Below are 22,331 nucleotides of genomic sequence, written 5' to 3' on the forward strand. Positions count from 1 at the left end.
TGGCCTGGAACCCGTCGTTCAAGGGAGCACCCAATGTCCAGACGTTGTGACGTCACCGGCGCGCAGCCGAGCTTCGGCAACGCCGTGTCCCACTCCCACCGCCGCACCCGCCGCCGGTGGAACCCGAACCTCCAGAGCCACCGCTACTGGCTGCCGTCGGAGCGGCGCTGGATCCGCCTCACCCTGACCGCGAAGGCGCTGAAGACCGTGGACCGCAGGGGCATCGAGAAGGCGGTCGCGGAACTGCGTGGCCGGGGGGTGAAGGTCTGATGGCCAGGCAGACCGACGTCCGTCCGATCGTGCGGCTGCGTAGCACCGCCGGCACCGGCTACACGTACGTCACCCGCAAGAACCGCCGCAACGACCCCGACCGGCTGGTGCTGCGCAAGTACGACCCGGTGGTACGCCGGCACGTCGAGTTCCGCGAGGCCCGCTGAATGGCCAGGAAGAGCGTGGTCAACCGGCAGACCCGCCGGAGCGAACTCGTCACCCGGCACGCCGTGCGGCGGGCGGGGCTGAAACGACTCGTCGCCCACCCGGACACCGAGCCCGCAGGGCGTCAGGACGCGGTTCGGCGGCTCGCCCGGCTGCCGCGCGACTCCAGCCCGGTGCGGCTGCGCTCCCGGGACCAGATCGACGGCCGCCCCCGTGGCGTGCTGACCCGGTTCGGACTGTCCCGCGTGCGGTTCCGCGAGCTGGCCCTGCGCGGCGAGCTGCCCGGGATCCGGAAGGCGTCCCGGTGACCTGACCGGCCGGGGGTCAGGCGGCGTGGCGGGACGGGGGGCGGGACACCCGGGCCGTGGGTGGCGGCAGCAGCCGCAGCGGCGCCGGTGTCGCCTCGTCGACCTCGTCGGACCGCAGCCGCCAGCGGGACTGCTCCGGTCGGCCGTGGCCGTCGGGGTCGCCGGTGCGCGGCCCCGACCGGGCGAGCAGCACGGTGATCAGGTAACCGACCAGCAGGAACCCGTGGCTGACCAGCCGTTCCACGGCCACCTGGGAGGCGACCAGATCGTTGACCGACAGCAGCACGAGGGTGGCGACGAACGCGCCGAGCATGGGCAGCAGCCCCGACGGCGACGTACGGCGCAGCGCCACGAACAGGAAGCCGGCGCCCACCGCGACGTTCCACGCGGCCGACTCGTGCCACAGGTGCTGGCCGGTCGCGTGCCCGTACCCGGTGACCGCGCCCCGCCCGACCTGGGCCAGCCCCAGGACGAGCTGCACCGCCCCGAGCAGCCCCAACGCCGCTCGTAGGCCGGTCACCATCCGGCCCCCGCCGGCCGGCTCCCGGCGGCTTCCCGATCCGGGCGACAGCCGCGCCGCGAGCGCGGACAGTCGGCGGGCCGTCCGTTGCGTCCGCCCCCGACGAGCGGGCGGCGGGGCGGCGGCGAGGATCGCCCCGGTCAGGTCGGGCAGGTCGGCGACCAGCCGGGTCCGCGCCCGACGGGTCACCCGGGCCGCCTCGTCGAGCCACCTCCGGCAGCCGCCGCAGACATCCAGGTGGGTGGCGGCGACCCGCTGCTCGTGCGGGCTCGTCTCACCGTCCAGCTGCGCCGACAGGATCTCCCGCCACTGCTCACACCCCATGTACCGGTAGTCGCTCGCCGGCCCGCCCTGGTTCCCGCCGGCCGGACGACGACGTCGACGCGATCAGCGGTCGGCCAGGCTGCTGAGCAGGACCGCCCGGGGAGAACGGTGCGCCAGCTCCTGCGCGACGCTGCCCAGCAGGCGGTCACTGACCCCGTGCCCGTGCCGGCCGACCACCAGCAGGTCGACGTCGTGATCGTCGGCGACGGTCAGCAGCGCGTCGACCGGGTGACCGGCGACGATCAGGGTCGTCGGTCGGGGCAGTGCCCGGGGCAGGGCCGTGACCCGTTCGTCGAGCAGCCGGCGCGCCTGCGCGTGTTCCTCCCGCGACTCGTCCTCGGTCAGGTCGACGCTGGTGACCGTGGCCAGCACCAGTTCGCTGACACTGCCGGCCAGGGTGCGGGCGACGGCGTGCAGCGCTCGGTCGGAGTGCGTCGAGCCGTCCACGCCGACCAGTACCCGCAGTCCCCTGCCGGTCGGCACGGCCGGCTGGGACCGGACGTCGAGCTGCCGCGTCCGGGCCTTGCCGCGCTCGACGGCGATCGGCACGAAGAGGGGGCCGAGTAGCCCGCCGACCAGGTACCACAGCAGGTTCCGGTGCCCGCCGCGGGTGACGAAGACAGCCGCGCAGCCGAGACCGACCGCCAGCCACAGCACCACCACGAGGGCCGCGAACCACCAGTCAGCCACGGCGGGCCCGCCGTGCGCTCGGGCCGCCCGGAACGGTCGGGTGCGGTCGGGTCATGTGCAGGCGACTACCCAGCCAGGCGGCGGGTATCCCGACCGTCCCGGCGGCACCGGAGGACAGGCGGCAGGTCGCTGTCGGGAAGCGGGCCGCAAGCCGCACCGGAGGGCAAACCAGACCCGTGGTGCCCGCCGCGGAGGCCAAGCTACCTGGCGTGACGGCCGCCGCCGGCCACCGAACGGTCAGCCCCGCAGGTCACGCCGGTGGTAACCCCACCAGCCGAGGGCGGCGACCGCCACCGCCACCCCGGCCATGGCCAGCGACGCGGGCCAGTTCGGCCCGGTCGAGGGAACGGCGGCCAGGTGGGCGAAGGGGGACAGTCGGCCCACCTCGGGCTGGCCCGCGCTCTCGGCCGTGACCTTGAGCAGGAACCCGCCGGCACCGGGCAGCGCGCCCACGGCCGCGACGGCGCGGGGCGTCCACCCCAGGGCGAGCACCGCCGCACCCAGGGCGAGCAGGACGACCGGCAGCACGTTCCACGCTCCCGCGAGGGCGGCGGGCAGCGACAGCCCCGCGTCGACGATCGTCGCCCCCAGCCAGGTCAGGGTGCCGGCGGCGGTGAGCAGCACGGCCGCCCCGGCGAGAGCGGCGACGACCTCGGCGGCGAGCAGCCGCCCCCGGCGCAGCGGCTGGGCGTGCAGCGAGGTCAACCGGCGGTCGGCCTCGGCCGCGCCGAAGTCGGCCAGCCGGAGGGCCGCGAAGATCCCGACGGGGACGGCGAGCAGCGCGAACAGGGTCGCCGCGTACCCCCGCACGGTCACCAGACCGGCGAAGCCGGCCTCCGCGGCGGCCTCGGCGAACAGGGGATTGTCGGCGAGGAAAGCCGTCAGCGACTCCGCGAGCAGCCCGATCAGCAGGAAGTACGCGCCGATCCCGGCCGCCCAGCCGGTGAGGGGACGCAGCAGCCGCCGGAGGGCGAACGCCTCCACCGAGCCGAGCAGCCAGCGGCGGGGCGGACGGCTGGTGGTCGGCGCGAGGAGCCCGGCGCGCAGATCACGCCGCCCCGCCAGCACCAGGGCCAGGGCGGCGACGGCGGCCGTGCCGGCACCCAGCACCAGCAGCGGCGCCACCCGGTCGTCCAGGTAGGGGCGGGTCAGGGCCAGCAGGCCGTACGGGGACAGCCAGCGCAGCCACCCCAGGGCGCCGATCCCGTCGCCGACCATCCGCAGCAGCAGCGCCACGCCGAGCACCGCGGTCGCGGCCCCGGTCGCCCCGGCGCGGGTGGGCAGGACCTGGGCGGTGAGCAGGGCGACCGCGACGCCGAACGCCCCGGCGAGGGCGAGCCCGGCACCGTGCAGCGCCGCGCCGGTCAGCGGGGTGCCGCTCAGCGCGAGTGCCCCGGTGACGGCCGTGCCGCTGCCCGCCACGGCGACCGTCAGGACGCCGAGTTGCCGGCGGATCACCGCCGACGGGGTGAGTCGACCGGCCAGCAGCAGGTCCCACCGCCCGGCGTCCTCCTCGCCACGGCTGATCCTGGTGGCCGCCAGCATTCCCCACACCGAGAGCAGCACCGCGAGGACGGTGCCGGTACGCCAGACGGTGAAGCCGCCGGCGGTGTCGAGAGCGACCGGCTCGCCGAACAGGGTCCGGATCGCCGGGTTCGCGGCGAGGGCGGCCAGCGCGGCGGCGCCCTCCGCACCGCCGAGCGCGCTGTGATAGGTGGTGACGACGAGCGCGGACATGCCGGCGGTGACCGCCAGCACGACGAGGGTGCCCCGGCGGACCTGACGGACCGTCAGCCGGGTGACGGCACGGCCGGGGTTCACCGGCCCTCCGCCCCGTAGTAGTCCAGGAAGATCTGCTCCAGGGTGGGTTCCCGGACGGCCAGCGTGACCACCTCCGCCGTGGCCAGGGCCCGCAGGGCGGGGCCGGGCGGGCCGGTGAGGGTGAACCGCACGGCGTCGCCGTCGACCTCGACGCTGTCGACCCCCTCGACGGCGTCGAGGTCCGGCAGCGGGCCGGTGATCCGGGCCAGCACCTCGGTGCGGTGCAACCGTCGCAGGTCGGGCACGGTGGCGACGTCCACCAGGCGGCCCGCGCGCAGGATCGCCACCCGGTCGCAGACGGCCTCCACCTCGGCCAACTGGTGGGAGGAGAGGAAGACCGTCCGGCCCTCGGCGCGGGCCTCGGCGACGGCCCGGCGGAACTCGCGTTCCATCAGCGGGTCCAGGCCGCTCGTCGGCTCGTCGAGCACGAGCAGGGGTGCGCGGGTGGCGAACGCCGCGACCAGGGCCACCTTCTGCCGGTTGCCGGTCGAGTACGTGCGGGCCGGCTTCGACGGGTCGAGGGCGAAGCGTTCGACCAGTTCGGCACGGTAGCCGCGGTCGACGCCCGGGCCGGTCGCTCCGAGCAGTTCCAGGATCTCCGCCCCGGTGAGCTGTGGCCAGAGCGCCACGTCCGCCGGCACGTACGCGGTGCGCCGGTGCGCGGCGACGACGTCGGCGGCGTCGGTGTCGAAGAGGAACGCCCGGCCGGCGGTGGGACGGGCCAGCCCGAGCAGCAGCCGGATGGTGGTGGACTTGCCCGCGCCGTTGGGGCCGAGGAAGCCGAACACCTCTCCGGCGGGCACGGTCAGGTCGAGGGAGTCGAGGGCGAGCAGCGGCCCGTAGCGTTTGGTCAGGCTTTCGGTGCGGATGGCGGGGTGGTCCACGGGAGCCTCCGGGGTAGGCGGATCACGACTGCCGACCAGGCTTCCCGGCACACCACCGGAAACCGTAGCCCCGGGACGCAACACCCGGGCGGGGCTACTCCGTGGCGGCGAAGCGCTCCACGGCGTCGATCGCGCCGACGACGAGGATCAGGTCGCCGTAGTTCAGCACCGTGTCGGGGGTGGCGTAGGTGAAGCCGGGTTGCCGGCCCGCCATCGCGGCCTGCGGTTTGACCGCGACCACGGTGACGTCCCACCGGCTGCGCAGCTTCGAGTCGCGCAGCGGAATCCCGACGACGTCGCGGGGCGGCTTGGTCTTGATCACGGCGAAGTCGGCGTCCACCTCGACGTAGTCGAGGATCCGCCCGGACAGCAGGTGCGCCACCCGCTCGCCCATGTCGTGCTCGGGGGCGACCACGTGGTGGGCCCCCACCCGTTCGAGGATCTTGCCGTGCTGTTCGCTGATCGCCTTGGCCCAGATATCGGCGATGCCCAGCTCCGACAGCAGGGAGGTGGTGAGGATGCTGGCCTGGATGTCGGTGCCGATCGCCACCACGGCCCGGTTGAACTCGGCGACGCCGAGCTGCCGAAGCGCCTCGATGTCGGTGGTGTCGGCGGTGATGACATGGGGGATCTGCCCGACCATCGACTGGACGAGCTTCGGTCGGTTGTCGATGCCGAGCACCTCGGTGCCCCGTTCGACCAGTTCCCGGGCGAGCGCACTGCCGAAGCGGCCCAGCCCGATCACCACCACCGGTTCGGTCTGCAGTTCAGCCAACGATCGTCCTCTCCTCGGGCAGTTCGAAGCGGCGGTCCCGGTCCCGCAGCGCGAGCGCGGACGCCAGGGTGAGGGGGCCGATCCGGCCGGCGAACATGAGTACGACCAGCAGCAGGTCGGCCTCCGGAGGAAGGCTACCGGTGATTCCCGTGGACAGGCCGACGGTGGCGAACGCGGACACCACCTCGAACAGCACCACGTCCAGCGAGTACGAGGTGATGGCCAGCAGGACGGCCGTGGCGCCGACCACCGCCCCGACGCTGAGCAGGGCGATCGCCAGCGCCTGCCGTTGGTTGCTGGTGGGTACGCGCCGCCGGCCGACGTTGACGTCGGTCTCGCCGCGCATCTCGGACCAGAGCACGAACGCGAGCAGCCCGAAGGTGGTGACCTTGATGCCGCCGGCGGTGCCGGCGCTGCCCCCGCCGATGAACATGAGCACGTCGCTGGCGAGCAGGCTCTCCGGCCGCAGCGCACCGATGTCGATGCTGTTGAACCCGGCCGTGCGGGTCATCGTCGAGGCGAAGAAGCCGGCCAGCAGCTTCTCCGGCCCGTCGAGCGGACCGAAGGTCTCCGGGTTGGAGAACTCCGCCAGGGTGAACACGACGGTGCCGAAGGCCAACAGGGCCACGGTCATCGCGACGGTGATCCGGGTCATCACCGACCAGGTGGCCGGGCGGCGCCAGGCGCGGGCCAGCTCGAACACCACCGGGAAGCCCAGACCGCCGAGGATGACGGCGGCGGCCACGGTCAGGTTGATCCACGGATCGGTGACGTAGCCGACCAGACTGTCCGCGCGGGTGGAGAAGCCGGCGTTGTTGAACGCGGAGACGGCGTGGAACACACCGTCGTAGAGGGCCGCACCGAACGACTCGTCGTACCGGGTGGCGAAGCGGACGGCCAGCACCGTGGCCACCACCGCCTCGGTGGTCAGGCTGAACAGCACGATCCGGCGGACCACCCCGCGGACGTCGTCCAGGCTGAGGCTCTTGGTCTCGGCCTGGGCGAGGAACCGTGCCCGCACCCCGAGGCGGCGGGACAGCAGCACGGTGAACAGGGTGGCCAGGGTCATGATCCCGAGCCCGCCGGCCTGGATGAGCAGCAGGATCACAGCCTGCCCGAAGCCGGACCAGTAGGTGCCGGTGTCGACGGTGACCAGGCCGGTCACGCAGACCGCCGAGGTGGCGGTGAACAGCGCGTCCACCAGGTCGGCCCGCTCACCGGACCGGGTCGCCGCCGGAAGGGACAGCAGTCCCGTCCCGACGGCGACCGCGGCCGCGAAGCCGGCGGCGATGACCTGCGCCGGGTGCCGGAACCGGTCACTGCGCCGTTGCCAGGCGGGCCTACGGGTCAGCGACGGCACGGCACCTCGTCGGTGGCGTGGCCGTCGGCTCGGCGGCTCGGGCTGGGCACGACGGCGATCATCGCACGGTGTTCCGGGGCAGGACGTGGGCGGGCGGGAATCCCCGCAGGGCGGCACCCCCGGGTCAGTGCGGTGACCCGACCAGTTCGGACGTCTGCCCGGCCGCCGCGTCCGGTGGTCGGGCGGCCGGCGGCGGCACGTCCGTCGGGGGGCGTGGTGGTCTCCGCTGCGCCGGCCGGTCCGGGTCGCCGGCTTCGCCGCGCCAGTGCGCCAGGCGTCCGGCGCGGGTCACCGCCCGCAGCCGCCGCTCCGCCCGGTCCCGGACGTGCGGCGTGGTGACCACCAGCAGTTGGTCCCCCCGGCGCAGCCGGGTGTCCGGCTCGGGCACGAAGGCGGTGCCGTCCCGCACCACCAGCGTGATCGCCGCCGGTGGTGGCAGCCGCAGTTCCCGCACGTGCACGCCGTGCATCCGGGATTCCGCGTCGACGGTCAGGTGCAGCAGGTCGGCGTCGATGGCGTCCAGCGGAGCCGACTCCACCTGGAGTTCCGGTCCCAGGCCGGCGGGGCTGAGCCGCAGCCGGCGGGCCAGCCACGGCAGGACCGGAGCCTGGAGCATGGTGAAGACCACGACCAGCACGAACACGATGTTGAACAGTTGGTCACTGCCGGCGACCCCGGCCACCACCGGGATGGTGGCCAGCACGATCGGCACCGCCCCGCGCAGGCCGGCCCAGGACAGCAGCGCCTGTTCCCGCAGCGGGATGCGGAACGGCAGCAGTGCGACCAGCACCGACACGGGTCGGGCGAGCAGCAGCAGCACCGAGCCGACGGCCAGGGCGGGCAGGATCGCGCCGGGCAGCTCCCGTGGCGTGGCCAGCAGACCGAGCATGACGAACAGCCCGATCTGCGCGATCCAGCCGAGGCCCTCCGCCACCGACACGGTGGCCCGCCGGTGTGCCAGCCGGGCGTTGCCCAGGATCAGCGCGGCCAGGTAGGCGGCGAGGAAGCCGCTGGCCTGGGCCAGCCCGGCGGCGGCGAACGCGAGGATGCCGCAGGCGAACGTGGCGATCGGGTACAGGCCGGAGGCGGGCAGGATGAGCCGGCGCAGGAACCACACCCCGGCGCCGCCGACGGCGAGGCCCACCAGGCCGCCCGTGGTGAGCTGGTAGACCATCTGCCCGAGCAGTTCCAGCGGGCCGGCCGCGTCGAGGGTCGCGGCGCTGAACGCCAGCACCAGGATGACGGTGGGGGCGTCGTTGAGACCCGACTCGGCCTCCACCAGCCCGGCCAGCCGGCGTGGCAGTGGCAGCGTCCGCAACACCGAGAACACCGCCGCCGCGTCGGTCGACGACACCACCGCGCCGAGCAGCAGCGCGAGCTGCCACGACACGCCCAGCAGCAGGTGCGCGCCCAGCGCGGTCACCCCGACGCTCACCAGCACGCCGACGGTGGCGAGGGCCGCCGCGGGGGCCAGCACGGGGCGGATGTCGGAGAACCGGGTCGTCAGTCCACCCTCGACCAGGATCACCGCGAGCGCCGCCGTGCCGATCGCCTGGGCCGCCGCGGCGTCGTCGAACCGCAGGCCCAGGCCGTTCTCCCCGAGCAGCAACCCCACTCCGAGGTACGCCAGCAGCACCGGCAGCCCGACCCGCGTGGCCACCCGGGCGGCCGTCACGCTCACCAGCGCCACCCCGGCGCCGGCGATCATCAGCAGATAGACCTGTTGCAACGTCATCGACGGTCCCCGGTCGGTGTCGTCCGCCCTCGGCACATGCGCGTACGCCCCTCTCCTCGACCGGAAGACCGGGTGGCCGCCCCCCACGGGTCAGGAACCCGAGGCCCGTCCGGCCCCGACGGGTCGGACGGTGCGGTTCCCGGCGCACCCCCGTGATCACGTTACCCGGACGGCGGGTCCTGAGTGCTCAGCGTGACAGCTCCTGGATGCGGTACGGTCCGGCGGATGTCCGTCGTGCGTTCCCTGCTGCTGTTCGCCCTCGCCGCACTGGCGGAGATCGGCGGCGCGTGGCTGGTCTGGCAGGGCTGGCGTGAACACCGTGGCCTGTGGTTCGTGGCGGCGGGGGTGATCGCGCTCGGCGCCTACGGCTTCGTGGCCACCTTCCAGCCCGACCCGAACTTCGGGCGGGTGCTGGCCGCGTACGGCGGGGTGTTCGTCGCCGGTTCGCTGGCCTGGGGCGTCCTGGTCGACGGCTTCCGGCCGGACCGGTGGGACCTCACCGGCGCGGCGATCTGCCTGCTCGGCGTCGCCGTCATCATGTACGCCCCGCGCGGCGCCTGACCGCCGTCCCGCCCGGTCGGCGGGTGGGCGCGACTCACTCGCCCCCGGTCGGGGCGACGGTGAGCAGAGCGGCGAGCTGACGCAGGATCGCCGGGCGGGCCCGGTAGTACACCCACGTCCCGCGTCGTTCGGCGTCGACCAGGCCGGCCTCGCGCAGCGTGCGGAGGTGGTGCGAGATGGTCGGCCCGGTCAGGTCGAACGCGGGGGTCAGGTCGCAGACGCACGCCTCGCCGCCCTCGGCGGAGGCGATCATCGACATCAGCCGCAGTCGCACCGGGTCGCCGAGCGCCTTGAACGCCGGCGCGAGCACCGCTGCGGTCTCGGCCGGTACGCGGCGCTCCGCCAGGGGCGGACAGCACGGCGTGTCGGCCGTCAGGTCGATCCGGACGGACGGCGCGCCTTGTTTCGACATTCCTCTAGGTTGACAGCCTTCCAGGTGACGTGCAACTGTCTGTTTCGACAAGGGTCGAGACAGGGGCTCGGACTGGTGACCGGTGACCGGTGATCTGCGATCAAGAGGTGCGGTGATGGACGGGGGTGCGGTGGTGGACGAGCTTCCCGACCGGGCGGCAACCCGGACGTGCGCCTCGTGGCGGTGGGCGCTGGCGGGTTCGGCCCGGATCCCGGACGGAGCGCGCTGATGGCCGATCTCACCGTCCGCCCCATGACGGCCGACGACGCCGGGCGGGTACTGGCGATCTACCAGGCCGGCCTCGACGGCGGCGATGCCAGCTTCGCGACCACCGCGCCGACCTGGGCGGCATTCGACGCCGACAAGCTTCCCGGGCACCGGTTCGTCGTGGTCGACGGTGACGCCACCGTCGTCGGGTGGATCGCCGCCTCGCCGACCTCGACCCGCGCGGTCTACGCCGGCGTGGTGGAGCACTCCGTCTACGTCGACCCCGCCGCCCGGGGGCGCGGCGCCGCCCGACTGCTGCTCGACGCGCTGATCGCCGCCACCGAGGCGGCCGGCATCTGGACCATCCAGTCGGGCGTCTTTCCCGAGAACACCGCCAGCCTGGCCCTGCACGAGCGGGCCGGGTTCCGGGTGATCGGCGTCCGCGAACGGGTGGGCCGACACCACGGGCGATGGCGCGACGTCGTGCTGCTGGAACGCCGCAGCCCGGTGATCGACTGAGCCGCAGCCCGGTGATCGGCTGAGTTTGCCGGGCGCCGTGGCCCCGTACACCCTTTTGATTCGACGAACGTCAAGACAGAGGAGTTGTCTGATGAATCCCATGGACGCCCTGCCCGTCGTGGTGATCGGTGCCGGTCCGGTGGGTCTGGCCGCCGCCGCGCACCTGCACGAGCGCAACCTGCCCTTCACCGTGCTCGAAGCTGGGGCCACCCCCGCTTCGGCGGTACGGCAGTGGGGCCACGTACGGGTGTTCTCCCCGTGGCGCTACGACATCGACCCCGCAGCCCGCCGGCTCCTCGACGACGCCGGCTGGGTCGCGCCCGACCCGGAGGCCCTGCCCACCGGCACCGAACTGGCCACCAGGTACCTCCAGCCCCTCGCGGAGCTACCGCAGCTCAAGCCCCACCTGCGCTGTGGTGCCCGGGTCGAGGCGATCTCCCGCCTCGGGCTGGACCGGCTCCGCAGCGCCGGCCGGGAGAGCACGCCGTTCCTCGTTCGTCTCGCCGACGGCGAGGAGATCCTGGCCAGGGCGGTCATCGACGCCTCCGGCACGTGGCGCACCCCGAACGTGCTGGGCGCCTCCGGCCTGCCCGCCCGGGGTGAGACCGCAGCCGCCGCGTACCTGGAGCACGCCCTGCCGGACGTGCTCGGCGCCGACCGGGACCGGTTCGCCGGGCGGCACACCCTCGTCGTCGGTGCGGGCCACTCGGCCGCCAACACGCTGCTCTCCCTCGCGGAACTGGCCGCCGACGAGCCGGGAACCCAGGTCACCTGGGCGATCCGGGGCACCTCGCCGACACGTACCTACGGCGGCGGTGACGCCGACGCCCTCCCGGCGCGTGGTGCTCTCGGTTCCCGGCTGCGGGCCCACGTCGACGCCGGCCGGATCCGGCTGCTCACCGGCTTCTCCGTGTACGCCCTCACTCCCGCCGACGGCCGGGTGACCGTGGTCGTCCGGCACGCCAACCATGGCGAGGAGGCGGTCAGTGTCGACCGCGTCGTCGCGGCCACCGGATTCCGGCCCGACCACTCCGTCGCCGCCGAGCTGCGTCTCGACCTCGACCCCGTCATGGGTGCCACCCGCGCCCTCGCGCCACTGATCGATCCCAACGAGCACTCCTGTGGCACCGTTCCCCCGCACGGGGTCGACGAACTGGCCCACCCGGAGGTCGGCTACTACGCCGTCGGCATGAAGAGCTACGGCCGGGCGCCCACCTTCCTCATGGCCACCGGCTACGAGCAGGTCCGCTCCGTCGTCGCCGCCCTCGCCGGGGACTGGGAGGCCGCCCGCGACGTCCAGCTCGACCTGCCCGAGACCGGCGTCTGCAACAGCAACCCCGACGACTCCGCCACCGGGGACAACTGCTGCGGCCCGGCCCCGACCGCCGAGCCGGTCGGCCGTGGGCTGGCCACCGGCATCGGCGGCGGCCTGCTGTCGGCACCGTTGGAACTGGTCGCTGCCGACGCCTCCACCGGCGGGGCCGGAGGTTGCTGCGGCGCCTGACGTGACGGCAGGTGGCCGTTCCCCCGTGGGAGGCGGCCACCTGCGGTCACCCGCTGAACCTCTTCGACATCCGGGTGTTGACCGAGCGAACGGGTTCGTCAGGATCGGCTATTCCGACATCCGGACGGGCGGCACAGCTCGGCGGAGGAGTAGGCTGAGGACGTCGCCCCGGACCCAGGCGGCTCCGGTTCGCGTTGTTCGCGAACCGCCGTCGAAATGAGGTCCACGATGGTCAGATCCGGCTCTGCCCGCTCCACCGACGCACGGTCCGGCCCCGAGATCAACGGGAGGCCCCGCCCGGCACCGCGGGCCCGCTCCGGGGATTCGCTGATCGCGTTCGCGGCATCCGCCCTGGTGTTGCTGCTGCTCCTGATCTTCATCCTGCAGAACGGCCAACGTACGGACGTGCACTTCTTCGGCGCACACGGGCAACTGCCGATGGGCGTCGCGCTGCTGCTCGCCGCAGTGTTCGGCGTGCTGCTGGTGACCGTGCACGTGACCCTGCGGCGCATCTTCGCACTGCGGTCGTCGACCAGTCGGCACCGCACCCCCGCCGATCCCACCCGGCCCGGCCCGGCCGCCACCCCCACCGGTCCGGCCGCCAGCCGAACCGGGCCGGAGGCCGGGATGCCGGAGGCGCGGTCATGATGCGCTCTGCCGAGGACCGCATGACCTGGGTGTGCACCCCGGAGCCGCCGGCGGCACGCCTGCGGCTGACCGACCCGCCCTCCCACCGTGCGATGCTCGATGGTGGCTGGTGGCCCACCTCCCGTGACCCCGTGCGCGAACTGTGCAGTCTGGTCACCGCGCTGACCGCCCGACGCTCAGGCGTGATCGAACGGATCATGCTGCATCGGGCGGCCTGGGACAGGCATCCGTGCCGGATCGGCGTCGCCGGCACGGTGGTGCGGGTGGGCTGGTTCACCACCCTCGGGCCCGAGTTGGCGATCATCACCGGCCGGCGGGAGTTGCGGATCGACCTGGCCGTGATAGCGCCCGACGCCACGTTCGCCGCGGCGACGGCGGCCATGGTCGCGGCCTCGCGCACCGCCAACACGGTCCGCGCCGCCGACCTTCTCCGTATCCCGCCCGGCCCGCGCCCCCGGCCGCCGGTGGGGCCTGGCGACGACGTCACCGGCGGGGAGAGCGAGGGCGGCCACCCGCAGCATGATCCACACCCCACAGCGCCGGTCCCGGCCTGATCGCTCCACCTCGGGTCCGGGCCGGCAGGCGCGGGGTCCGGGACTTCGGTTCGAAGCCCCGGGCCCCGAGGCCGTCACCCGCAAGGGGCGCGTCCACACCGCCGTCCGTGAGCACGACCGCTGCGGACGGCCTCACCAGGGAGCAGCCATGAAGATCGCCAGGCACCGGATCGTCAACGTCCTCCGCGAACGCGGTCAGCCGGCCAGAGCCGACTGGGTCGAGCGCGAACTACCGGAGCGGGTGAACCCCGACGAGCACGTCGGGCTGCTCGCCACCCTTCGACTCGATCCGGCCGATCTCGCCGACGTGCCGTCGCCGTGAGGGTGGCCCCTGCCGGGCCCGTGCCGCGGCCGGGGCCGACACGATGGCGGCGGGTGGGTCGGACCTGTCGGGCCGGGCAATAACCCCGAACCGCCGTGGCGGGCGCGGTGGATCACCGAAACTGAACGTGAAGGCGGCGGGACAACCAGCCGGCGACTGCCGGCAGGGAGGAAGTGCACCGTGGGTTCCCTGGGCCAGCGGATCAAGGGCATGCTCGACAACCAACGGGGACGTGACCTGGCACGACGACGCCGGCGCCGCACGGGCGACTCCGGTAACCAGCAGAAGCTCCAGCAGTTCGTGGCCCGGGTGACCGATTGGTCGGGGCGGCGGCGCTGAGCCGGCCGTCGAAACCAGCGAAGGCGGCATCGTGAGCGACACCAGTCTTGGCGCAGACCGTCAACGGGGCAGTGACTACGCCGACCTGTCCCGGCAGGTCCGGGCAGCGGGCCTCCTCGACCGCCGGCGAGGCTACTACGCGGTACGCATCGGCCTCGTCGTCGGAGCCTACGCCGGACTGTGGATCCTGTTCGTCCGGCTGGGCGAATCATGGTGGCAGCTCGGCGTCGCCGTGGCCCTGGCGGTCGTACTCGCGCAGGCCGGGTTCCTCGGCCACGACGCCGGACACCGGCAGGTCGCCCGCTCGCGCCGGGCGAACGACCTGATCGGCACCGTGCTCGGCAACCTGCTGACCGGGATCAGCTATGGCTGGTGGGTGGACAAGCACAACCGGCACCACGCCAACCCGAACACCGAGGGCAAGGACCCCGACATCACCGTGGAACCCCTGGCCTTCACCGTCGACCAGGCACGCAGCCGGCGTGGCCTCGGCGCGCTGGTCGTACGTCACCAGGCGTACCTGTTCTTCCCGCTGCTCCTGCTGGAAGGCCTGCACCTGCACGCCAACAGCGTGAAAGCGCTCTTCGGTACGCGCCGTCGCGTGCGCCGCCCCGTCGAAGCGGGACTGCTGGCCCTGCACCTGGGCGGCTACCTCGCCGCCGTGTTCCTGGTCCTGACCCCCGCGCAGGCGGTCGCGTTCATCGTCGTGAACCAGGGCCTGTTCGGCCTCTACCTCGGCTGCTCCTTCGCTCCCAACCACAAGGGGATGCCCATCCTCGACGCGGACGACACCGTCGACTACCTGCGACGGCAGGTCCTCACCTCCCGCAACGTGCGGGGCGGGCGACTGATCGACGCGCTGCTCGGCGGCCTGAACTACCAGATCGAACACCACCTGTTCCCGAGCATGCCGTGCCCCAACCTGCGCCGGGCGCGCCCACTCGTCCGGCGGTACTGCGCCGAGCACGGCATCGACTACCACGAGACGACGCTGATCCGCTCCTTCGCCGAGACGCTGCGCCACCTGCGCGACATCGGCGCCGGCGAGCCGCGCACGGACCCCGGATCGCCAGTTCCACACCGGCCCGGGTCCGCCCGCTGACCGGTCACGGCGCCGGGGTCAGCCCGTCGACCGCCGGTAGCCAGAACCCGGCGTACACCCCCGCGGTGATCTGGTAGCTGAGCCGCCCGTTCACCCAGGCACTCGCGCCGAACGGGGCGGCGGAAGCCCGGGGGAAGGTGAACGTCCTGGTCTCGCTGACCGCCCAGGCCGAGTCGTACCGGTGCCCGACGTACGTGCCCGGAGCGAACCCCAACGTCCGCGCAGGGGTGTAGGTGTGTTGCTCCACCGCGCCCAGCAGCTCCCGCCTTCCGGGTTCCTCCGGCACGAGGAACCCGGCCAGGGGCCCGTTGGTCACGCGGTAGTGAATGCCTCGCCCGCGGATGCGGATGCGTTGGTCGCTGTGGGCGTTGGACTGCCGGGACAGGGTCAGCGTCCGCAGCCCGACGATGCTGCCCCCGGGGGTGAACCGGTAGCCGACATGGGTGCCGGCCGAGAACACGACGGTGCCGGACACCGCCGGCGCCGGGTAGTCCTCCCGGAAGAGGTCGGCCAGGCCGGCGAACACCGGCGCCTGGCTCATCTCGTACGTTTCGAGCAACTGGCGGATGTGGATCGGGTGGTAGTCGGCGTTGCTGTGGAGACAGCCGATCGAGTAGCGGCTGATCCACTGCGGGGCGCGGAAGGACACGGCCGCGTAGCGGCGTACCGTCGTGGCGGCCCCGTCGAAGATCGCGACCGCCCGTGGGTCCGCGGTGACCCGCCAGTAGTCGTAGACGCCGTACAGGGCGAAGACCAGGCCGTTGAGGACCCGCTCCCCGGTGACCCCCGGCGTCACCGGGTACTCCTCCAACCACAGGTAGCCCAGGTAGTCCACCCAGCTCACCCAGGGCAGTCCCGGCGTCGGCGGCAGCAGCAGGCTCTGGAACGTCCTGTCCGCCGCCGTGCGCCACTTGTGGTCGCCGGTGACGGCGTGCAGCCGGGAGAACAGGCTCAGCAGTTGGCCCTGGGCCATCGCGCTGTACCACGTCGCACGGATCCCGGGCATCTGCGCGCACCGGGGGAAGTCGAAGGCGTACGGATACCACCAGGCGCCCCGTGACTCGACCTTGCGGTCGAGGTTGCGCTGCGCCTGGGCGAGGGCCCGGTTCAGGAAGAGGGCATCGCGGTTGGCCAGGTAGGTGCGCAGGTTGCTCAGGCCCCACTGTGCCTGGGCGACGGGGTGGTCGTAGGTGACGCCGTTGTACCGGAACAGCCGGACGCCCTGTTCGTCGTGCGGGTGGGGATCCACGCGGGGCGCGAGCGGCGTGTCGTTGTACGGCAGCGCGGCATCGGACATGGGATGCGGACGAAAGCCGGCCCGCGCGAAGGTCGGCAGCGCCTCGTGCTGGCCCTGTGCCGCCTCCACCGGGGCCGCCCGAACGGGTAGCACCGCGCCGGCGATCAGCACGGCGACCAGCGACAACCAGGCTCTCGGTCCAGGTGCTCGCATGCCCACCATCTAAGGCTCAAATGGGAACATACCGATTAAGATTGTTATTTCGTCAGTAAAGAGACACCCGGACGGCCGACGCGGCGTGCCGGCCATGATCAGGCGCTGGCACCCCACCGCCATGATCACCTGATGGAAACACGACAGCGTACGGGCTCCCCAACCGGCGTTGCGCGTGCGACGCTCGACGGTGCAGGTGGCCCGAGTTGACGGGTACGCCGACCTGGCGGAATTGGCGATCACGCGGTGCCCTGTCGATGACAACATACTGCGCGAGAATCCGTGTGTATCGGCGACGAAACGACCATCCCGGCGCTGTCCGCAACTGATGTTGCGCCACGGTCAGGTTCGCTCCAACGGGGGGAGTTGCTGACCGACCTCTGTGGACCTGGCGGCCTTCAAGATCTGTAGGTCGACTGCTAGCATCCCCACGGCTTGCCGAGGCGCGGCGAGGCGGGGCGAGGTTGGAGAAGACGTGAGCAACGCATCCGTTCTGTTGATCGGCGCTGACCCCTACGTTCTGCGTGCCTGCGAACGTCATGGCGTCGAGCCCGTGTTGCTCTGCAATTCTGGCGCATACGATTCCGGTCGTATTCGGATGCCCGAGGGGGGCACCCTCATTCGGGTCGACGACGTGACCAACGTCGAGGATCTGCTCGCCGCGTTGCACCGCGAGGGCCTGGCCGACCGGCGGTTCGACGCCATCCAGACCACCTGGGAGTTCGCGGTGGTGACCGCTGCCGCGCTCGGCGCCGTCCTCGGCTGCCGGGTCATCGAACCGGCCACGGCGTTGCGGATGCGCGACAAGTCCCTGCAGAAGGCCCGGCTACGGGCGGCGGGCGTGCCGGTGGCCCGGTCGGTCGTCGTGCCGGACATCTTCGACGTCAGCGACGTGCCCTGGGAGTTCGAACGCGCGGTCCTGAAGCCGATCGCCGGCGGCGGCACCACGTCCACCAGCGTGGTGGGCGACCGGAAGGATCTGGAGAAGGTCAGCCGGGAGCGCCGCGAGGAGCGGGAGACCAGCCGAACCTTCCTGCTGGAGGAGTTCGTCCCCGGTGACGAGTGGATGGCCGAGGGTGTGGTCTTCGACGGTGAGGTGCTGTTCTTCGGCCTCGGTGTCTACAGCGAGCCGTGCCTGGACGCGATCACCGGCCAGCGGCCCATCTCGCTACGGCGGCTGGACACCGTCCAGGAAGCCGAGGCGTACCAGCGCGCCGAGCCGGTCGTACGGGATTCGATCGCCGCCCTCGGGCTGCGGGACGGCGTGTTCCACATGGAGCTGTTCCACGACCCGGCGACCGGGAGGGTGGTCTTCAGCGAGTGCGCCGCGCGTCGCGGTGGCGCGATGACCCAGGAACAGGTGCACGCCAAGTTCAACGTGGACCTCGCCGAGGCGGCCCTGCTCTGCGCGCTCGGGCGACAGCCGAAGCTGGATGTCAGGCTGCACCCGAAGGTGGTCGGCTGCGCCGGCCTCTACGGCCCGGCCGGTGTCGTCATCGACTATCCGACCGCGGACGAACTGCTGCAACAGCCCGACGTGGCGTTCGCGCAGATGTGGGTTCCGCCGGGAGCGAACCTGAACACGCGCTTCTCGGCCTCGGCGGACATGCTCGGTGCGGTGCTCCTCGTCACCGAGACCGTCAAGGACTTCGACGAGCGGGTGCCGCAGGTGCGCGAGTGGTTCCAGGACCGGCTGGTGGTGGCGGAGCCGAACCTGACCTCCGGGCAGCGGTGGGCGTGGCAGGGCAGGCGCTCGCCGGAGCGTATGCACCGGGACTGGCTCTACGAGGGGGCATGAGCAACCTGGCGGACCAGGCGCCGCCTCCCGTGCAGCCGGCCGGTGAGGGCCCCGGGCCACGGCCGGTACGGTCGCTCCGCGAACGCGTACGCGCCGTTCTCGCCGGTGCGCTGCCGCCGCGGGGTCCGCAGCGGTTGCTGGCGGGATCGGTGTTCTCGGTGACGGTCGGTGGCGGGTTGCTGCTGGGCAGCAGCACCCTCTACCTGACCCGCACCATCGGCATGTCGGCGGGCCAGGTCGGCGCGGGGCTGACGATCGGTGCCGTGGTCGGGTTGGCGGCCGGCCCCCTGGCCGGGCACATCGCCGATCGCCGGGGGCCCCGCGAGGTGCACATCGCCACCATGCTCTGCGGGGCGGTGGCGACCGCCGGCTTCGTCGTCGTCCGCTCGGTCTGGGCGTTGGCGCTGGTGTCGCTGTTGACCACGTTGGTGGGTGTCGCGGCGGTCGCCAGCCGCGCCCCACTCATCCGGGCCGTGGCCGGTGATCGCACCACCTGGTACCTGTCCTACCAGCGGGCGATCTCGAACGCGGGGGTCATGCTGGGTGTCCTGATCGCCACGATCGGTATCCAGCTCGACTCCGGGCCGGTCTACGTCACCCTGATCCTGCTCAGTGCCGTGACCTTCGTCGTGTCCACCGCCGTGCTGTTCCGGCTGCCGCACGTCCGGCCGCTGGCCGTCGAGCCCACCCAGCATCGCTGGGTGGCGTTCACCGACCGCCCGTACCTGACGATCGCGCTGGTCAACGGCGCACTGTCGGTGCATCTCGCCATCCCCACCTTCGCGCTGCCGCTGTGGATCGCCAACGAGACGTCGGTGCCGCGCGCGGCGATCACCGGATTCATGCTGCTCAACGGCGTGTTGATCGTCGCCCTCCAGGTGCGGGTCAGCCGGGGCGTCGTCGATCCCGGGGCGGCCGGTCGACGGATGCGGTGGGCCGGTGTCGCCCTGTTGCTGTCCCTCGCGCTCATCGGCGCCATGGCGAGCCTGCCCACCTGGATCGCGCTTCTGGCCCTGTGCGCCGCCACCGTGGTGTACACCTTCGGTGAACTGTGGCACGCCGCCGCCTCGTTCGAACTGGCGTTCGGGCTGGCGGTGCCGCACGCACAGGGGCAGTACGCGGGAGCTTTCGGCCTCGGCCAGGGCGCGGCGAACGCCGCTGCCCCCGCGATCCTGGCAGTCTTCTGTCTCAACTACGGGCTGCCGGGCTGGGTGGCGCTCGGCGGGCTGCTGATGGGGCTCGGTCTGTTGACTCCGCTCGTGGTGCGGTGGGCTCAGCACAACCGGCTCGCGGTCAGCCCGGCGTAGCGGGGCAACGCCCACCCGACCGCCGACGAGCGACAACAGGAACGGAACCGGCGATGAACTCCGAGGACATGTTCCATCGGCTGACCACGTTGCTCAAGGAACGGGGTGTCGAATACCAGGTCATCGCGCATGAGCCGGAGGGGGTCACCGAAACGGTGAGCCGCCTGCGTGGACACGACCCCCGGCAGGCCGCCAAGTGCATCATCGTGCTGGTCAAGGTGGGCAAGAAGACCAAGCGTTACGTCGCCGCGGTCATTCCCGGCGACCGACGGGTCTGTTTCGACAAGGTGAAGGCCCTGTACGACGGCACGTACGCCGGCTTCGCGTCGCGGGAGGTGGCCGAGAGCCTCGCCGGAACGCCGGTCGGGACCATCCCGCCGTTCTCGTTCGACGAGCGCATGGAGCTTCTCGTCGATCCGGAGCTGCTCCAGTTTCCGGAGGTGTTCTTCAACGCGGCGCGGTTCGACCGCACCATCGCGCTGGCCACCGGGGACTATCTCGCCACGGCGAAGCCCCGCGTCGAGTCGATCACGCAGGTGGCGGAGTCCGGGCTCTCCCCGGCGCCGGTCAACCGCGAACCGGCCGGGTAGCGGCCACCGATCGGCGCCCCCACCCGGCCGGTTCGGCGCTGCGCCGGTTCAGCGCCGCGCACCGGCTTCGTGCCCGGCCAGCTCGGGCTCGCGACGCAGGCCCATCCCGGGGGAGAGCAGTTCGAGCGCGGCGCGGTGCAGCTCCGGGTCACCGGCGGCGACGATCCGTCCGTCGGTCTCCAGACCGAGTTCGGCGCCGGACCACTGACTGACCACGCCGCCCGCTCCACTGATCACCGCGGCGGGTGCGAAGACGTCGTACGTCTTCAGGCCGCTGTCGACGGCGAGGTCGGTCCGGCCGCTCGCCAGCGCTCCGTAGGCGTAGGAACTGGCACCGTACAGCGTGTACCGAACCTGCTGCCGGATCCGGGCCAGGGCCGCGTACTCGGCGGGCTGGAAGAAGTCGGGATTCGAGCACGTCGCCAGGGCGGCGCGCAGGTCGGGGCAGCGCCGGGTGCGGACGGCGACACCGTTGCGTTCCGCGAAGTGGCCGTGCACGCCCACCCAGCGGTCACCGGTCGCCGGGAAGTCGAGGATCCCGATCCACGGCTTGCCGAACCGGCTGGCGGCGATCAGTGTCCCGAACACCGGGATGCCGGCGACGAAGGGTGCGGTGCCGTCGACCGGGTCCAGGATCCAGACGACGTCCGCGTCCAGGCCGTGCGAACCGTACTCCTCTCCCATGACCCCGTGGCCCGGGCGACTCCTCTCGATGAGTTCCCGTAGTCGCGCTTCGATGGCCCGATCCACCTCGGTCACGAAGGTGTTGTCGTTCTTGACGTCGACACTGGTCGGTCCGGCTGCCGCCGCCCCGAGCAGCCGACGGCTCTCGTCTGCGAGTCGTTGCGCGAAGCGCACTTGTTCCAGGGTGAACGTGTCAATCATCGGCACCGGGTATTCGAGAGGTGGTTTCGGACGGCCGCCGCTGCCGGTCGTCGTCGGACCGGCGGCCCGCCTCACAGGGCAGGTGTCACCCTAGCCCTCCGGACGCCACATGATCGTCCCCGTGCCCCGCTCCCCGTGCCCCGGTCCCCGTGCCCGCGTCCCCGGTCCCCGTGCCCGCGTCCCCCGGGTCCTCGCCCGCTACCGGGCCGGGGGCGGCTCGCCGCGTCACGTCGACGACAGTCCACCGTCGACGAAGAGAGTCTGCCCGGTCACGTAGGCCGAGGCGTCGCTGGCCAGGAAGACCGCGATCCCCGCCAGGTCCTCCGGCTGGCTGTTCCGACCGATCATGGTGCGCCGGGCCATGGCCTCGGCCCGTGCCGGGTCGCTGAAGACCGCCTCGGTCAACGGCGTGGGCACGAAGCCCGGCGCGATCGCGTTGACGCACACCCCCCGGTGGGACCAGGCCTCCGCCTGGGAGCGGGTCAACCCGGCGAGGGCGGCTTTGGAGACCCCGTACGCGCCGCTGTCGCCGAAGGCCCGGATCGACTGCTGGGACGCGATGTGGATGATCCGTCCCCACCCGTTGGCGGCCATCGCGGGCCCGAGCCGCTGCCCGAGGACGAAGGGGGCATCGAGGTTCAACCTCATCGTGCGGTCCCAGTCCTGTTCGGTCAGTTGGTCGAGGTGTGGTCGGAGGTTGATCCCGGCGGCGTTGACCAGGATGTCCGGAGTGCCGTGCCGCTCAAGCAGGATGTCGACAACCCGATGGGTGCCGGCCCGGTCGCCGAGGTCGCCGCTGATCCAGTCGGCTGTGCCACCGGCTCCGTGCAGCGCCGTCACCGCCTCCCGCAGGGGCGCCGCGCGACGGGCCACGAGCACCACCCGCGCACCGGCGCGGCACAGCGAATCGGCGATCGACCGCCCGATACCCGAGCTTCCCCCGGTCACGACCGCCGTACGCCCCCGCAGGGAGAACAGGACACTGAGAAACGCCTCCACGGTACGTTCCCTTTCCACCATCGCCGGCGGCACGGGGTACGCCGCCGGTCACTTTCGCCTAGCAGGCATCCGCAGGTCGACGCGTGGATTCTACGGTGGGCGGCTCTCCGATCTCATGGCCGTCGGAAACCGCGCAGCCCTGTTGTCGGTAACGGGCGTCGTGACCTCGACGAATGATCCGGACCTGACGGTGACGAACTATTGCGTCCGGGTTTCCGGCGCGCGCAGGGTGGGATAGCGAAGCGATGGGATAGGCGCATAGTTCCATTCAGGAATCTGGAT

The 22,331-nt window shown here is 72.5% G+C and carries 25 protein-coding genes; 14 read left to right on the top strand and 11 right to left on the bottom strand.

Going from position 1 to position 22,331, the window contains the following annotated elements; genetic code table 11:
• Positions 1 to 33 precede the first annotated feature (33 nt).
• Genes rpmB through rpsN form a run of 3 tightly spaced genes read left to right on the top strand, consistent with a single transcriptional unit; the run spans position 34 to position 743 of the window.
• Complete coding sequence (gene rpmB / locus GA0070616_RS15025; RefSeq protein WP_091082364.1) at positions 34 to 270, top strand: 50S ribosomal protein L28; 237 nt, start codon at positions 34 to 36, stop codon at positions 268 to 270.
• A complete protein-coding gene (gene rpmG, locus GA0070616_RS15030; RefSeq protein ID WP_013287204.1) occupies positions 270 to 437 on the top strand; it encodes a 50S ribosomal protein L33 in 168 nt (55 codons plus the stop codon). The genes rpmB and rpmG overlap by 1 nt, the downstream gene beginning before the upstream one ends.
• A complete protein-coding gene (gene rpsN / locus GA0070616_RS15035; RefSeq protein WP_091082367.1) occupies positions 438 to 743 on the top strand; it encodes a 30S ribosomal protein S14 in 306 nt (101 codons plus the stop codon). It begins immediately after the preceding gene.
• A 16-nt stretch (positions 744 to 759) separates the two neighbouring features.
• Here the strand turns inward: rpsN and GA0070616_RS15040 are convergent, their stop codons facing one another.
• The 7 genes from GA0070616_RS15040 to GA0070616_RS15070 form a co-directional block, all read right to left on the bottom strand.
• Positions 760 to 1,587: a zf-HC2 domain-containing protein gene (locus GA0070616_RS15040; RefSeq protein WP_091082369.1), complete on the bottom strand. Its 828-nt coding sequence runs from the start codon at positions 1,585 to 1,587 to the stop codon at positions 760 to 762.
• A gap of 63 nt (positions 1,588 to 1,650) precedes the next feature.
• Positions 1,651 to 2,277 carry a universal stress protein gene (locus GA0070616_RS15045; RefSeq protein WP_091082372.1) on the bottom strand — a complete coding sequence of 209 codons (627 nt, stop codon included), beginning with the start codon at positions 2,275 to 2,277 and terminating at the stop codon, positions 1,651 to 1,653.
• Between the two features lie 237 nt (positions 2,278 to 2,514).
• A complete protein-coding gene (locus GA0070616_RS15050; RefSeq protein ID WP_091082374.1) occupies positions 2,515 to 4,098 on the bottom strand; it encodes a polyketide antibiotic transporter in 1,584 nt (527 codons plus the stop codon).
• Entirely contained in the window at positions 4,095 to 4,982 is an 888-nt protein-coding gene (locus GA0070616_RS15055; RefSeq protein WP_217628196.1) for an ABC transporter ATP-binding protein, read from the bottom strand. Before GA0070616_RS15055 ends, GA0070616_RS15050 begins: the two co-directional genes overlap by 4 nt.
• A 94-nt stretch (positions 4,983 to 5,076) precedes the next feature.
• A complete protein-coding gene (locus tag GA0070616_RS15060; protein WP_175440081.1) occupies positions 5,077 to 5,757 on the bottom strand; it encodes a potassium channel family protein in 681 nt (226 codons plus the stop codon).
• Complete coding sequence (locus GA0070616_RS15065) at positions 5,750 to 7,117, bottom strand: TrkH family potassium uptake protein (protein ID WP_245712777.1); 1,368 nt, start codon at positions 7,115 to 7,117, stop codon at positions 5,750 to 5,752. Before GA0070616_RS15065 ends, GA0070616_RS15060 begins: the two co-directional genes overlap by 8 nt.
• Positions 7,118 to 7,241: 124 nt before the next feature.
• Positions 7,242 to 8,852: a potassium/proton antiporter gene (locus GA0070616_RS15070; protein WP_091090833.1), complete on the bottom strand. Its 1,611-nt coding sequence runs from the start codon at positions 8,850 to 8,852 to the stop codon at positions 7,242 to 7,244.
• 225 nt (positions 8,853 to 9,077) lie between these two features.
• On the opposite strand from GA0070616_RS15070, the gene GA0070616_RS15075 reads away from it, so the two are divergent.
• Positions 9,078 to 9,413: a YnfA family protein gene (locus tag GA0070616_RS15075; protein WP_091082377.1), complete on the top strand. Its 336-nt coding sequence runs from the start codon at positions 9,078 to 9,080 to the stop codon at positions 9,411 to 9,413.
• Positions 9,414 to 9,447: 34 nt separating this feature from the next.
• Here GA0070616_RS15075 and GA0070616_RS15080 read toward each other — a convergent pair whose 3' ends face one another.
• On the bottom strand, positions 9,448 to 9,825 hold the full coding sequence (locus GA0070616_RS15080) for an ArsR/SmtB family transcription factor (protein WP_091082379.1): 378 nt from the start codon (positions 9,823 to 9,825) through the stop codon (positions 9,448 to 9,450).
• A 228-nt stretch (positions 9,826 to 10,053) separates the two neighbouring features.
• Between GA0070616_RS15080 and GA0070616_RS15085 the strand changes: the two genes are divergently transcribed.
• The 7 genes from GA0070616_RS15085 to GA0070616_RS15105 all read left to right on the top strand — a co-directional run bounded on the left by GA0070616_RS15085 (position 10,054) and on the right by GA0070616_RS15105 (position 15,020).
• Positions 10,054 to 10,551, top strand: a complete 498-nt coding sequence (locus tag GA0070616_RS15085) for a GNAT family N-acetyltransferase (RefSeq protein ID WP_091090836.1) — start codon at positions 10,054 to 10,056, stop codon at positions 10,549 to 10,551.
• A 91-nt stretch (positions 10,552 to 10,642) separates the two neighbouring features.
• The gene (locus GA0070616_RS15090; protein ID WP_091082382.1) at positions 10,643 to 12,055 is read left to right on the top strand and encodes an FAD-dependent oxidoreductase; all 1,413 of its coding nucleotides are present in this window, start codon (positions 10,643 to 10,645) and stop codon (positions 12,053 to 12,055) included.
• 228 nt (positions 12,056 to 12,283) lie between these two features.
• Positions 12,284 to 12,703, top strand: coding sequence for a lipopolysaccharide assembly protein LapA domain-containing protein (locus tag GA0070616_RS15095; protein ID WP_175440082.1), 420 nt, complete (start codon positions 12,284 to 12,286; stop codon positions 12,701 to 12,703).
• The gene (locus GA0070616_RS15100; RefSeq protein WP_139128900.1) at positions 12,700 to 13,257 is read left to right on the top strand and encodes a DUF5994 family protein; all 558 of its coding nucleotides are present in this window, start codon (positions 12,700 to 12,702) and stop codon (positions 13,255 to 13,257) included. The genes GA0070616_RS15095 and GA0070616_RS15100 overlap by 4 nt, the downstream gene beginning before the upstream one ends.
• A 148-nt stretch (positions 13,258 to 13,405) precedes the next feature.
• On the top strand, positions 13,406 to 13,579 hold the full coding sequence (locus tag GA0070616_RS28145) for a hypothetical protein (protein ID WP_175440083.1): 174 nt from the start codon (positions 13,406 to 13,408) through the stop codon (positions 13,577 to 13,579).
• A 180-nt stretch (positions 13,580 to 13,759) separates the two neighbouring features.
• Positions 13,760 to 13,918 carry a hypothetical protein gene (locus tag GA0070616_RS28150; RefSeq protein WP_175440084.1) on the top strand — a complete coding sequence of 53 codons (159 nt, stop codon included), beginning with the start codon at positions 13,760 to 13,762 and terminating at the stop codon, positions 13,916 to 13,918.
• Between the two features lie 28 nt (positions 13,919 to 13,946).
• Positions 13,947 to 15,020 carry a fatty acid desaturase family protein gene (locus tag GA0070616_RS15105; RefSeq protein ID WP_091082388.1) on the top strand — a complete coding sequence of 358 codons (1,074 nt, stop codon included), beginning with the start codon at positions 13,947 to 13,949 and terminating at the stop codon, positions 15,018 to 15,020.
• Positions 15,021 to 15,024: 4 nt separating this feature from the next.
• Here GA0070616_RS15105 and GA0070616_RS15110 read toward each other — a convergent pair whose 3' ends face one another.
• Complete coding sequence (locus tag GA0070616_RS15110; RefSeq protein ID WP_175440085.1) at positions 15,025 to 16,470, bottom strand: D-glucuronyl C5-epimerase family protein; 1,446 nt, start codon at positions 16,468 to 16,470, stop codon at positions 15,025 to 15,027.
• A 598-nt stretch (positions 16,471 to 17,068) separates the two neighbouring features.
• Here GA0070616_RS15110 and GA0070616_RS15115 point away from each other — a divergent pair.
• Genes GA0070616_RS15115 through GA0070616_RS15125 form a run of 3 tightly spaced genes read left to right on the top strand, consistent with a single transcriptional unit; the run spans position 17,069 to position 20,165 of the window.
• A complete protein-coding gene (locus GA0070616_RS15115) occupies positions 17,069 to 18,268 on the top strand; it encodes an ATP-grasp domain-containing protein (RefSeq protein ID WP_091082392.1) in 1,200 nt (399 codons plus the stop codon).
• Complete coding sequence (locus GA0070616_RS15120; protein ID WP_091082394.1) at positions 18,265 to 19,575, top strand: MFS transporter; 1,311 nt, start codon at positions 18,265 to 18,267, stop codon at positions 19,573 to 19,575. Before GA0070616_RS15115 ends, GA0070616_RS15120 begins: the two co-directional genes overlap by 4 nt.
• Positions 19,576 to 19,628: 53 nt before the next feature.
• The gene (locus GA0070616_RS15125) at positions 19,629 to 20,165 is read left to right on the top strand and encodes a YbaK/EbsC family protein (RefSeq protein WP_091082397.1); all 537 of its coding nucleotides are present in this window, start codon (positions 19,629 to 19,631) and stop codon (positions 20,163 to 20,165) included.
• Positions 20,166 to 20,213: 48 nt separating this feature from the next.
• On the opposite strand, the gene GA0070616_RS15130 is transcribed toward GA0070616_RS15125, so the two are convergent.
• Positions 20,214 to 21,050: an inositol monophosphatase family protein gene (locus tag GA0070616_RS15130; RefSeq protein WP_091090838.1), complete on the bottom strand. Its 837-nt coding sequence runs from the start codon at positions 21,048 to 21,050 to the stop codon at positions 20,214 to 20,216.
• A gap of 225 nt (positions 21,051 to 21,275) precedes the next feature.
• Positions 21,276 to 22,049 carry an SDR family NAD(P)-dependent oxidoreductase gene (locus tag GA0070616_RS15135; RefSeq protein ID WP_217628198.1) on the bottom strand — a complete coding sequence of 258 codons (774 nt, stop codon included), beginning with the start codon at positions 22,047 to 22,049 and terminating at the stop codon, positions 21,276 to 21,278.
• Positions 22,050 to 22,331 lie beyond the last annotated feature (282 nt).

The organism is Micromonospora nigra (assembly GCF_900091585.1).
GTDB classification, from domain to species: Bacteria; Actinomycetota; Actinomycetes; order Mycobacteriales; family Micromonosporaceae; genus Micromonospora; species Micromonospora nigra.